Here is a 12,432-nt window from a genome sequence, read left to right on the forward strand (position 1 = left end):
GTTCACCACTTGTTGCCCTCAGGAGAGTTCCGTGCCCAAGTCGCAGGTTCGTAAGAAGAAGGTCTACACGCCGCCCTCGGACATCCGTCCGGCGGTCGCGGCCGCGTCCAAGAAGCCGAGCCCGGTCTGGCTGCCCGCCACCGCGGTGACGCTGATCGTGGTCGGCATCGCCTGGCTGGTCATCTACTACCTGTCCTCCCAGGAGTACCCGGTGGAGAGCTGGCGGTATTGGAACCTGGCGGTCGGTTTCGGCTGCATGGTGGCGTCGCTGGGCATTCTCTCCCGCTGGCGCTGAGCCGGGAAGTAGATTCGTCTGCACCAAGCGCACCCCCGCCCGGCGTGGGGTGCGCTTTTGGCTGAAGTGCCACAGGTCCTTGACCGGTGGCGCGCACCGGCCTATTACTCATGGGTAACATAGGCTGGCGCCCAGCCGACCGAGGAGGCACAACACACATGGGCTACGCGCAGATCATCGCCACCGTCTTGTCGGTGGCGGTCACGGTGGTGGCCGTCGCCCTGGCGGTGCGTGCCGTTCTCACGATCACCAAGGTGATCCGATCGGGCCAGCCCGCGCCCGAGCGGTTCACCGACAAGGGCACCCGGACCAAGACCCTGCTCAGGGAGTCGGTCGGGCATACCCGGATGCTGAAGTGGAGCGCCATCGGCGCCGCCCACTGGTTCGTGATGTTCTCCTTCATCGTCCTGTCGTCGCTGGTCCTCGAGGCCTACTTCGAGGCGGTGACGCCGGACGGCGAGCTGCCGATCATCGGGCACTGGACGATCTTCGGGTTCGTCACCGAGTGGTTCGGGATCCTCGGCACGATCGGCATCCTCTACCTCATCTTCGTGCGCCAGCGGCAGAAGCCGGGCGCGGTGAAGCGCAGCCGGTTCCTCGGCTCGACCATGTGGCAGGCCTACTTCGTCGAGTCGATCATCGTCGGCGTGCTGGTCTGCGGCTTCCTGATCCGCGGGCTGAAGGTGGCCAACGACACCTTCCCGTACCCGGTGTGGGCCGCCCCGCTGTCGCACGCCATCGGCAGCGTCATGCCCGCCTGGGAGGACGGCCCCACCTGGGTCGCGCTGGTCAAGCTGCTCATCTCGATGGGCTGGCTGATCACCATCTCGCTGAACCCGACGATGGGCGTGGCCTGGCACCGCTTCCTGGCGTTCTTCAACATCTTCTTCAAGCGCAGCCCGGAGAAGCCGGCCGGTTCCGGCCTCGGCGCGCTGAAGCCGATGATGAGCGAGGGCAAGCCGCTCGACTTCGAGGAGGCCGACCCGGAGAAGGACCTGTTCGGTGTCGCGCAGGTCGAGCAGTTCACCTGGAAGGGCCTGCTGGACTTCTCCACCTGCACCGAGTGCGGCCGCTGCCAGTCGCAGTGCCCGGCGTGGAACACCGCCAAGCCGCTCTCGCCGAAGCTGCTGGTGCTGTCGCTGCGCGACCACGCGTACGCGAAGGCGCCGTACATGCTGGCCGGCGGCGGCAAGGACCTGACCGGCGAGGAGAAGGCCACCGAGGCGCAGCTCGCCCACCTGGACGTGCTGTCGCTGGCCGAGGGCAACCGCCCGCTGATCGGCGGCGTCGACGAGAACGGCGTGATCGACCCGGACGTGCTCTGGTCCTGCACCACCTGCGGCGCCTGCGTCGAGCAGTGCCCGGTCGACATCGAGCACATCGACCACATCGTCGACATGCGCCGCTACCAGGTGCTGATCGAGTCGTCGTTCCCGTCCGAGGCCGGCGTCATGCTCCGCAACCTGGAGAACAAGGGCAACCCGTGGGGCGCCCCGCAGAACACCCGCGAGGACTGGACCAAGGGCCTGGACTTCGAGGTGCCGCGGGTCGGCGAGGTCGAGGACTTCGACTACCTGTTCTGGGTCGGCTGCGCCGGCGCGTTCGAGGACCGGGCCAAGAAGACCACCCGCGCGGTGGCCACGCTGCTGCACGAGGCCGGCGTCAACTACGCCATCCTCGGCGAGGGCGAGACCTGCACCGGTGACCCGGCCCGCCGGATCGGCAACGAGTTCATCTTCCAGATGCTGGCCCAGCAGAACGTCGAGACGCTCACCGAGGCGTTCGGCGAGAAGAAGGTCAAGCGGATCGTCGCGACCTGCCCGCACTGCTTCAACACCCTGGGCAACGAGTACGAGCAGCTCGGCCTGGAGGTCGAGGTGGTCCACCACACCCAGCTGCTGGCGCACCTGGTCAAGGAGGGCAAGCTCACCCCGGTCCAGCCGATCGAGGGCGACGTCACCTACCACGACCCGTGCTACCTGGGCCGGCACAACCGGGTCTTCGACGCCCCGCGCGAGGTCCTCGGCGAGGCGGCGAACCTGGTCGAGATGCCTCGTAACCAGGAGCGTTCCTTCTGCTGCGGCGCCGGCGGCGCCCGGATGTGGATGGAGGAGCGGATCGGCAAGCGGATCAACGTGGAGCGCACCGAGGAGGCCCTGGCCACCGGCGCGAAGACGATCGCCGTGGGCTGCCCGTTCTGCTACACGATGATCGGCGACGGGGTGACCGGCAAGGGCAAGCAGGAAGAGGTCGAGGTGGTCGACGTGGCCACCGTGCTGCTGCGCTCGCTCAAGCAGGAAGCCTGACGGCTCGATTCACGTGAAACGGCCGGTCTCCCGAGGGAGGCCGGCCGTTTTGTTGCACCGCTGGTCAGCCGGTGGCGGCCACCGTGGTCGCGGCGACCGCGCCGGCCATGATCGCGGTCTGCACGTCCTGGATCGCCCGGCGCACCGCGGCCGAGGCCCAGTCGCCGTCGCTGATCTGCTTCAACCGGGCCTTGACCCGCCGCCGGTCCAGGTCCGCGAAGACCTTGCGGTCCAGCTCGGTCGCGGCGACCAGAGCACAGAGAGCCGAGGTACGGACATCCACCGCCCCGTCACTCAGCACCGCCCCCCGCATCCGCTGCCGGGCGTCGGTCTCGGCCGCCGGTTCCGTCCCGTAGGCCGCCGGGTACGTCGTCTTGGGGAAGATCCAGAGCACCGTGCCGTGCTCGACCCGCAGAATCTCGGCCGAAACCAGGTGATCCAGGACACGTTGGCGTGTCCCCTTTGCGAGCTTGCTCACCCAGTGCCCGGGCTTGCGGGGGCGGGCGTCGTCGCCAATCCGCGTCAGCGCGTCGTCCACCAGCGGGTCGCCGGTCGGGCTCGCATCGACCACGACCACCTTCTTGTCGGCCACGTCGATCCGGCCGGACAGGGCCAGTTCCAGCAACAATGCGCCGCCGAGGCCGAAATCCAGACGGGTGCTGTCATGGATCTTGCGGCCCTCGTCGTCGTATGCCAGCAGGAGCAGCTCTTCGAGGAGGTTCATTCCTCGAAGTTAGATCGCGCTGTCATCCACTGGGTTAGTACCGGAAGGTCCGAGTCCGGCAGAATGAGGGCCGAGGTGAAGCGATCATGGACGGCCTGCTCCTGACCGCGGTGCTCCCGCTGGTGGCTTTCGCGCTGCTGACGGTGGGCAACGCGTTTTTTGTGGCCGCCGAGTTCGGGCTGGTCACCGTCGACCGGGCGGAGATCGATCAGCGCGCTGCCGCGGGTGACCGCCGCGCCGGGACGGTCCGCGCCGCGCTGCACGAGCTCTCCTTCCAGCTCTCCGGCGCCCAGCTCGGCATCACACTGACCGCCCTGCTCACCGGCTACCTGGCCGAGCCGGCCCTGTCCCGGCTGATCACGCCGGTGGTCGAGCCGGTGGCCGGGTCCGCGACCGACACGGTCACGCACGTGCTGGCGCTGGTCGTGGCCACCCTGGTGTCGATGCTCTTCGGCGAGCTGGTGCCGAAGAACGCGGCGCTCGCCCGGCCGATGGGCCTGGCGCTGGCCACCGCCGCCCCGCTGCGCGGGTTCTCCCGGCTCTTCAAGCCGATGATCACCGCGCTGAACGGGACGGCCAACTGGCTGGTCCGCCGGATCGGCATCGAGCCGCAGGAGGAGCTGGCCAGCGCCCGCTCACCGGAGGAGCTGGGGCTGCTCGCGGCGATCAGCGCCCGGGCCGGCGCGCTGCCCACCGACACCGCGACCCTGATGCGCCGGACCATTCGGTTCGGCGAGAAACGCGCGGCGAAGGCGATGACCCCGCGGGTCGACGTGGTCGGGCTGAAGACCACGGCCAGCGTCGCCGACCTGATCACGGTGGCCCGGCAGACCGGGCACACCCGCTTCCCGGTGTACGAGAACACGCTCGACGTGGTGACCGGCGTGGCCGGGGTCAACGACGCCCTCGGGGTGCCGCCCGAGCGGCGGGCCGCGACCAAGGTGTCGGCGCTGGCCCGGGAGGCGGTGCTCGTACCGGAAAGCCTGGGTCTCGACAAGGTGCTGGCCGCGCTCCGGGCGGCCGACGCGGACCTGGCCATCGTGGTCGACGAGTACGGCGGCACCGACGGCGTGGTCACCGTCGAGGACCTGATCGAGGAGCTGGTCGGGGAGATCGCCGACGAGTACGACACCGAGCTGGCCGAGACCGGCACCGCGGAGCTGACCGCCCCGGGCGGGGAGAAGACGTTCCTGGTCGACGGCCTGCTGCGGGAGGACGAGGTGCTCGAGCAGACCGGGTTCGTGCTGCCCGAGGGCCCCTACGAGACGCTGGCCGGCTTCCTGCTCGCCCGGCTCGGCCACATCCCGGTGGTCGGCGAGTCCCTGGAGGAGCACGGGTGGGAGTTCACCGTGATGGAGGTCGACCGGCACCGGATCGAGCAGGTCCGGATGGTCGCCCCGGCCGAGGAGCCGGCCGATGACTAACGTGATCATCACGGCCGTGCTGCTGCTCGGCAACGGCCTCTTCGTCGGTGGCGAGTTCGCGCTGATCGCCTCCCGGCGGACCGCGCTGGAGCCGCTGGCCGCCACGTCCAAGGCGGCCCGCTGGGCGCTCTCCGCGATGAACCAGATCCCGCTGATGATCGCCGGCGCGCAGCTCGGCATCACGATCTGCTCGCTGGCGCTCGGCGCGATCGCCGAGCCGGCCCTGGCCCACCTGCTGGAGGGCCCGTTCCACGCGGCCGGGCTGCCCGAGCGCGCCGTGCACCCGGTGGCCTTCGTGCTGGCCCTGCTGGTCGTGGTCTTCCTGCACACGGTGATCGGCGAGATGGTGCCGAAGAACATCACGCTGGCCGGTCCGGAGCGTTCGGCCCTCATCCTGGGCCCGTTCATGCTGGCGTTCTGCACTGCGACCAAGCCGCTGCTGGTCGCCATGCGCTGGGCGTCCCGCACGGTGCTGAAGCTGTGGAAGATCGAGGCGACCGACGCGGTGAAGACCGTCTTCACCGCCGAGGAGCTGGCCGGGATGGTCACCCAGGCGCGCAGCGAGGGCCTGCTCGGCTCGGAGCAGTACGCCCGGATCCACGCCGCCCTCGGCCTGAGCAGCCGGACCGCGGCCGACACCCTGCTGCCCTGGTCCCGGGTGACCACGGTGGCCGCCGACGTGTCCCCGGCGACCCTGGAGGCGGTGGCCACCCGCAGCGGCCGGTCGCGCTTCCCGGTGGTGCAGCGGGACACCCGCCGGGTGCTGGGCTTCGTGCACGTCAAGGACATCCTCGGCTACGCCGGCGCGCAGCGGCGCCTGCCGATCCCGGCCGAGGTGATCCGTCCCCTCGCGGTGGTGTCGCCGGAGCGCAGCCTGGCCGATCTGCTGCTCACCATGCGGCGGGACCGGCTGCACATCGTGCTGGTCAGTGACGGGCGGCGGCCGCTCGGCGTGATCACCCTGGACGACGTGCTGCACGCGGTGGTCGGCGAGCCGGCCGGGGCGGGGCATCCGGCCGGGCGGCGCTGAATCCTGAGGGGTTACGGCTTGGCCTTTCGGGTTCGGCAGTTCGGACGAACGCGTACGGGTGGTCTGTGCCGTGTCCGGAGTTTCGACACGAGGGCCAAGCGACAATGCGGACAATAGCCCCATGCTTCCCTCCCGGCGGCGTGCCCTTCCGATCGGCGCCCTGTCCACGACCCTGGTCCTGGCCGGCGCTCTCCTCCTGACCCCCCAGTCGCTCAGCGCGCCGGCCCGTGCCCGGCCGGCCTACCACCTGCTGCCCCCGCCGTCGGCCGGCGTGCTGACCACCACCACCCCCTTTCCCGCCCCGGCCGACCTGGGCCGGGTGCGGGTGGCCAGCACCCCGGTGTCGCTGCGCTACGACTTCGACCGCGGCGTCGGCGAGCCGATCCAGGACACCGGTGGGCAGCACGAGCTGCGGCCGCTCGGGCAGAACGGCGGGACGCTACGTCTCGTACCGGAAGGGGCCGGCCTGGCCGTCGCCTACCCGGACCGATGCACCCTCCCGCGGGAACGGGATTGCCCCCGGGCGATCCTCGAAGGCCAGCGGGACGACAGCCTGAACCCGGGCCGCCGCCCGCTCCGGTACGGCGCGTCCGTCCTGATGACCCACGCCGACCTGGCCGACGGGGCGAACGTGCTGCAGAAGGGCTACTCGGTCGGCGGGGTCAGCCAGTTCAAGCTCCAGGTCGACCACCGGCAGGGGCACCCGAGCTGCGTGATGGCCGGCGAGCGGGCCCGGATCTACCGTGCCGAGCCGCAGGTGGACGTGGCCGACGGGCGCTGGCACGACCTGGAGTGCAACCGCACCGAGAACCGGCTGACCATGCTGGTGGACGGCGTGCCGGCCGCCTCGGTGCCGGTGCCGCCGATGCTGTCGATCGCGAACGCGGAGCCGCTCCGGGTCGGCGGCAAGGGGCCGGGCCGGGGCAACGACCAGTTCGCCGGCGAGATCGACAACGTCTTCCTGGACATCGGCGCATAAGTAGCTGGACTACATATGTAGCCGGATTACGTATAGGGTGCCGGCATGGTGCATCCGATGCGGGAGCCGACGTACTTCATCCTGGCCGCGTTGCAGGACGAGCCGCTGCACGGCTACGCGATCATCAAGCGGGCCGCCGAGCTGTCACACGGGCGGGTCAGGCCGGCCACCGGCACCCTCTACACCGCGCTCGACCGGCTGGCCGGCGAGGGCTACGTGCGGGTGGTCCGGGAGGAGACGGTCAACGGCCGGGTCCGGCGCTACTACGCGCTCACCCCGGACGGCCTGGCCGCCCTGCGGTTCGAGGCGGCCCGGCTGGCCGAGGCGGCCAGCGTGGTGATCCCGCGGACCTCCCTGGGGTGGACATGACCACCTCGCTGGAGACGACCTATCGCCGCCTGCTGTGGCTCTACCCGGCGGACTTCCGTCGCACGCGCGGCGCCGAGATGCTGGACACCCTGCTGGAGATGGCCGAGGACGGTGGCGGCCGGCGGCACGCGCCCCGCGAGATGCTCGCGCTGACGATCACCGCGCTGCGGATGCGGGCCGCCCGGATGCCCGGCACACCGCCCCGGGAGAGCTGGCTGACCGCGATCCGGACCGGCGCCCTGATGCTGATCGTCTTCGGTCTGGCCGAGCCGTCGATCTACTACCTGTCCGCCCTGGTCCACGGCTTTCCCGCGGTCCCGGCCCTGATCCACGGCCTTCCCGCGGTCCCGCCCCTGGTTCTCGGGCTGTCCGGCCTGCTCGGTCTGGCCCTGGCGCTCCGCCGCCGGCACCTGGCCGCCGCGATCGTGCTGCTGCCCGCCGGCTTCCTTGGCTTCTGGCACTTCCTCGCGGCCGCCGCGCTGCTCGCGACCCTGACGCGACGCCGGCCGCGGCCGGCCACCGGATTGCTGGCGTACGCGCCGCTGGCGCCGTTGCTGGTCGCGATCCTCACCGCGGCGGGCGGCCAGTTCCTCCCCGAGGTGGCCGGCATCATCCGCTTCGGCCTGCTGATGGCCCTCCCGCTCGGCGGTCTGTTGTGGCTGGCCGTCGACGAGCGGGTCGCCATGGCGCTCGGCCTGCTCTACCTGTCCACCCTGCTGATCTCGCTCGGTCAGTTGCTGATCGGCGACGTCTACAGCTGGACCATGGTCGCGGTGGACCTGGCGATCACCGCCCTGCCACCGGCGCTGCTGCTCGGCCTGGCCACGGACACCGCCCGCCGCCAGGCCCGGCTCTGACCCGTCAGCGCTTGACGGTGACCGTCTTGCTGGTGGACCGGCCGTCCAGATGGCCGGCCCGGCGGGCGATCACCGTCACGGTGAGCTTCTTGCCGCGCATCGACTTCGTCAGCTTCAGCGTCTTCCCGGTGCCGACCAGCTTGCCGTTGACCCGCCACTGGTAGCGGTAGGAGTCCGCCCTCGGCGACCAGGCGCCGGCCGAGACGGTCACCTTCCGGCCGGCCTTCGCGGTACCGGTGATCTTCGGGCGGGTGGTGGCCCGGGGCGCCTTGCCCTTGGCCACCGCCGGGGTGAGCGCCGAGGACGCCGTCCCGGACGGGTGACCAGCCCGGCTCGCGGTCACCGTGACGCTCAGGCGCTTGCCCAGCAGGGCCGCGGTGATCGGGAGGTAGGCGCTGGTCGCACCCTTGATCGTGACGCCGTTGGCGGTCCAGCGGTAGGCGTACCCGGTCGGTGCCGGGGTCCAGGAGCCGGTGGCGGCGCGCAGCGTGGTGCCGACCGCGACGGTGCCGCTGATCGCCGGCGCCTTGGTCGCCTTGACCGGCGGGTTCGCCGGGGCCGGCGGCGGCGTGCCGCCGGAGAGGCTCAGCGCCGCGCCCTGCCCGTCGGCCGGCTGCGCGGTCAGCGTCCAGCCCGCCACCCCGGCGTCGGTCCAGCTCGCGGCGATCGAGCCACGGGCCTCCGAGCCGCTCAGCGTGCGGACGGTGGCGCCGGCCGCGTTGCGGAGGGTCAGCTGCCAGGACCCGGCCGGCTTGGACAGCCACCAGGTCGCCCGGCCCTCGACCAGCACCGAGTCGATCGCGGTCAGCGCGCCGGCCCGGATGCCGGTGTCCAGCACGTGCACCCGCTCGGTGGCGTCGACGTAGGCGACCCCGCCGCCGAAGCGGTCCACCGCCCAGTCGTACCCGGGGCGGCTGAACATCGGCAGCTCGGCGGCCGGGACCAGGACCCGCTCGGCGCCACCGGCGAGGTCGACGAGCTTGAGGCCGTCGGCGTCGGTGGACTGCGCCAGGAAGCCGTCGCCGAGCTGGACGTTGCCGGTCGGGGCCGGGGTGATCCCCTTGGTGACCCGGTCGTAGACGCCGCCGGACGAGGAGCAGGCGTAGTAGACGTACCGGCCGACGGCCTGCAGCTCGGCGGGCGCGCAGTCGTCCCGGGTGGTGAAGGTCTCCGCGTTGTTCGCGGTCACCTGCCCGGTCTCGGTGGCGTTCCAGACCAGCGAGCCCCAGACCGCGGTGGCGGTCGCGTTCTGCCGGGTCGACGTGGCGGCGGAGAAGTCCACCAGGTACGGCGAGCCGCCGGTCCCGGAACGGACCACGCCCCAGCGGCCGGAGAGGTCGGTCAGCTGCGGGCTGGACAGCTTGGTGTCGACGCTCGGCCCGCCGGCGGTGCTTCCGTTCGCCAGCAGCACGGTCTTGTTGGAGTAGTCGCCCTCGGTCCGTCCGTGGAAACCGGTCCCGTCGGCGAACATCCGGACGCAGCGCGGCCCGTCGTCGGTGGAACAGTTGCCGTCCCGCCCGTTGACGTAGCCGTCCACCGTGGACTTCACGATGTCCCGTGCGCCGCTGGTGGCCAGCCAGGTGCTCTGGTAGGTGCCGTACTGGTCACCGGGGTGGTAGTAGGACCCGCTGGTGGCCCTGGTCAGGATGCCGCTGCCGAGCGCCAGCCCGTAGACCCGCGCGGGCGCCGGGGCGATCTCGGCGACCCGGGTCCGGGTCACGGTGGCGCCGGGGCCCTGGGCGATCCGGTAGAAGCCCCAGTCGAGGTCACCCTCGGCGAGGTACTTCTCAGCGCCGGCCACCAGCACCGATCCGTCCGGCAGCTGGGTGATCTCACCGGCGGCCGGGTTCATCACCAGGGTCAACGAGGCGTCCGGGTCGTCGACCGGAAGGGCCCACAGCTCCCGGCCCCGGTGGTCGCCGGAGCTGGCGTGGACCGGCTCGACGGCGAGCAGCGTGGACCCGGTGAGGCCGAGCACGTTGTCGTAGACGGCCATGGAGCCGTTGTCCACGGTCCGGACCGGGGCGGACAGGTCCGAGCGTCGGTAGACGTCGAGAGAGCTCCGGCCGGTGCGTAGGCGCAGCAACGAATCCGGGGTCAGCCGGAACCCGGACACCTCCCAGTCGTCGGCCGACCCGTCGTACCGGTCGGGCAGCCGGGTTGCCGCGCCGGTGGCCACGTTGACGATGCTGAACTGGGTTTTCTCGTCGGAGCGGTACCGCAGGATGAAGTCGGCGGCGTCCGCGTCCTCGACGGAGAAGTCGGTGGCGCCGTCCGGCAGCCCGGTCACCGCGGTGTCAGCGCCGTCCCGGAGCAGGTGCCAGACCCCGGCCGCGTCGGTGGTCACCACCGTCTCGCCGAAGACCCGCTGGTACTCCTGCCCGGCCGGGATCTCCACGGTCCGCGTCTGCCCTTTCGCGGTCAGCGCGACGTGCGGCGCCGGCGCGGGGTAGTACAGCGCCACGGTGTCGGTGTGGGTGTCCGCCACCCGGAAGGTCTGGAACGACTGCTCCAGGAACGAGAAGTACCCGTTGTAGACGTCGTATTTGACGGTCGCGGACAGCCGTTGCGGAAGCGCGGTGGTGACCCCGGTCGCATACTCCGTCCAGAACAGCCGGTCGTCCCCCTCCTGAATCCACAGGAAGCCGGTCGCACCCGCGTTGAGCACCTGGGTGGCGCGCGGCACGGCCCGCTCCGCCGCCGGCACCACGACAGCGCCATCCGCCGCCACACTGCCGGACCCCGCAGCCAGCGCCGCGCTGCCTGTCCTCGTGGTCAGCGCCGCGCTGCTAGCCTCCGCGGCCAGAGCCGGGCTGCCCAGCCCACTCATGCCAACCGTCGTGACCAGCCCGAATGCCCCCGCCGCAGCCACCGCCGCCCGAAGCACTCGCCGATCCCGCCCGTTCCCCCGCACCGCGGCCTCCCCGTAGAAGACAGTCGCGCCCGCCTCGGCCGCGACGCTACTGCCCCGTTCCCACGCCAATGTCCCGCGGATCTTATCCGCCCCCAAGATCGAACGCCATGAGCGCCGCCCATCGATCCGCCCAGCGGCACCGCCCGCCGTCCATCGGTCTGCCCAGCGGCACCGCCCGCCGCCTATCGGTCTGTCCGGCCGCCCCGCCCGCCGCCTATCGGTCTGTCCAGCGGCACCGCCCGCCGCCTATCGGTCTGTCCAGCGGCACCGCCCGCCGCCTATCGGTCTGCCCGGCCGCCCCGCCCGCCGCCGCGACCTGACCACAAGCGCAGAACCGAGAAGGCGACCAGCCAGCGACGCGCGTCCAGCGATGGGTGCGGGTGGCGGCCCGGAGCGGGCTGGCCGACGGCGGCACCGGCCGGGACTGGTGCTCGCGTGACGGCTTCGCGCAGGGTGCGCCCGGCGCAGGGCGCGGGCGGTGGCGCCTGAGGTGGTGGGCGAGAGGCGCAGGCGGGGCGCAGGCGGGGCGCCGGAGGCAGCCAGTGACAGCCGGTGAAAGGAGCGAGTCCGGCGTGGTCAGACGCGCTGGGTGGCGAGGCGGGACTTGGCGGTGCTCTCCGTCGGGGTGGTGACCAGGGAGACCGCCGAGCGAAGCGAAGGCCACCAACGATCCGGAACCCGGCCGGCGAACAGTCACCGCCGTAACGCGGGGTCTGGGGGCTCGGCCCCCAGGCAAGAAATGCGAGGAGGGCCCCAGTCCGCGCTCTCCGCGGACACAGGACCCTCGCCACTCCGAGCGGGTGACGGGAATCGAACCCGCGCTGTCAGCTTGGGAAGCTGATGTTCTGCCATTGAACTACACCCGCAGCGGGCATCACTGTACCCGATTATCCGACTCTGTGGCGGAACCACCCCACGATGTGCCCGCCTCAGCCCGCCATGGCGAGGGTGCGCGGTAACTTGCTGGGTGCCCGCCAGGTCTGGGCGATCGGAATCGGTAGCGGGGCGGCGGCGAGCGGCACCGCGCCGGACGGGCCGTGGTGGCGCAGGGTCGCCGACTCGACGCTCAGCTCGAACAGCCGCCAGTCGACATCCGGCGAGGCGCGCAGCGCTCCGGCGATCGCCGTGATGGTGCGCGGGTCGCGGACCGGCATGGCCCGGCCGGACAGATAGGCCTCGTCGTCGCTCTCCTCCGGCGGATAGGAGTGCAGCGCATAGCGGGGGTCGCGCTCCAGGTCGCGGCGTTTCGGCGAGTTGACCAGGAAGCAATACAGCCCCGCGCCGGCGAAGACCGGCGAGATCGGGTGCACTCGCGGGCCGCCGTCGGGACGGATGGTGGCGAGGTAGCCCATGCCGGGGCCGTACTGCTGCAGGAGCGCACGGATGCCGGCGGCGAGCGACGGCTCGGCGGCGGCGAATTCGGACCAGGAAGCCATGCGGCCATTCTATCGAACATACGTTCGAGACGGCCAGCGAACGCGCCGATCGGGGGACAACCACCGAAACGACGGCAAAGCGCAGGTCGGTATGGTGT

General features: G+C 71.5%; 10 protein-coding genes and 1 tRNA gene. 7 read left to right on the forward strand and 4 right to left on the reverse strand.

From position 1 onward, the window contains the following. The first annotated feature begins 31 nt into the window (after positions 1-31). Together BJY16_RS08215 and BJY16_RS08220 are read left to right on the forward strand one after the other, a co-directional pair. A complete protein-coding gene (locus BJY16_RS08215) occupies positions 32-295 on the forward strand; it encodes a cell division protein CrgA (protein ID WP_185038488.1) in 264 nt (87 codons plus the stop codon). A gap of 158 nt (positions 296-453) precedes the next feature. Then, entirely contained in the window at positions 454-2,601 is a 2,148-nt protein-coding gene (locus BJY16_RS08220; RefSeq protein ID WP_185038489.1) for a (Fe-S)-binding protein, read from the forward strand. A 64-nt stretch (positions 2,602-2,665) separates the two neighbouring features. Here BJY16_RS08220 and BJY16_RS08225 read toward each other — a convergent pair whose 3' ends face one another. Beyond that, positions 2,666-3,325 (reverse strand): GOLPH3/VPS74 family protein, encoded by a 660-nt coding sequence (locus BJY16_RS08225; protein ID WP_185038490.1) that lies wholly within the window; start codon positions 3,323-3,325, stop codon positions 2,666-2,668. Positions 3,326-3,411: 86 nt separating this feature from the next. Between BJY16_RS08225 and BJY16_RS08230 the strand changes: the two genes are divergently transcribed. The 5 genes from BJY16_RS08230 to BJY16_RS08250 all read left to right on the forward strand — a co-directional run bounded on the left by BJY16_RS08230 (position 3,412) and on the right by BJY16_RS08250 (position 7,984). After that, positions 3,412-4,749 (forward strand): hemolysin family protein, encoded by a 1,338-nt coding sequence (locus BJY16_RS08230; RefSeq protein ID WP_185038491.1) that lies wholly within the window; start codon positions 3,412-3,414, stop codon positions 4,747-4,749. Beyond that, positions 4,742-5,779 (forward strand): hemolysin family protein, encoded by a 1,038-nt coding sequence (locus BJY16_RS08235; protein WP_185038492.1) that lies wholly within the window; start codon positions 4,742-4,744, stop codon positions 5,777-5,779. Before BJY16_RS08230 ends, BJY16_RS08235 begins: the two co-directional genes overlap by 8 nt. Positions 5,780-5,900: 121 nt before the next feature. Then, positions 5,901-6,758: a LamG-like jellyroll fold domain-containing protein gene (locus BJY16_RS08240; RefSeq protein ID WP_185038493.1), complete on the forward strand. Its 858-nt coding sequence runs from the start codon at positions 5,901-5,903 to the stop codon at positions 6,756-6,758. A 45-nt stretch (positions 6,759-6,803) separates the two neighbouring features. Next, positions 6,804-7,127, forward strand: a complete 324-nt coding sequence (locus BJY16_RS08245) for a PadR family transcriptional regulator (RefSeq protein ID WP_239177475.1) — start codon at positions 6,804-6,806, stop codon at positions 7,125-7,127. Then, complete coding sequence (locus tag BJY16_RS08250) at positions 7,124-7,984, forward strand: hypothetical protein (protein ID WP_185038494.1); 861 nt, start codon at positions 7,124-7,126, stop codon at positions 7,982-7,984. Before BJY16_RS08245 ends, BJY16_RS08250 begins: the two co-directional genes overlap by 4 nt. 4 nt (positions 7,985-7,988) lie before the next feature. On the opposite strand, the gene BJY16_RS08255 is transcribed toward BJY16_RS08250, so the two are convergent. The 3 genes from BJY16_RS08255 to BJY16_RS08265 all read right to left on the reverse strand — a co-directional run bounded on the left by BJY16_RS08255 (position 7,989) and on the right by BJY16_RS08265 (position 12,334). Then, a complete protein-coding gene (locus tag BJY16_RS08255) occupies positions 7,989-10,814 on the reverse strand; it encodes an ATP/GTP-binding protein (protein WP_185038495.1) in 2,826 nt (941 codons plus the stop codon). Between the two features lie 879 nt (positions 10,815-11,693). Beyond that, positions 11,694-11,764 (reverse strand) — tRNA-Gly (locus BJY16_RS08260). 63 nt (positions 11,765-11,827) lie between these two features. After that, complete coding sequence (locus BJY16_RS08265; RefSeq protein ID WP_185038496.1) at positions 11,828-12,334, reverse strand: pyridoxamine 5'-phosphate oxidase family protein; 507 nt, start codon at positions 12,332-12,334, stop codon at positions 11,828-11,830. Positions 12,335-12,432 lie beyond the last annotated feature (98 nt).

It is taken from the genome of Actinoplanes octamycinicus, from assembly GCF_014205225.1.
Classification (GTDB): Bacteria; Actinomycetota; Actinomycetes; order Mycobacteriales; family Micromonosporaceae; genus Actinoplanes; species Actinoplanes octamycinicus.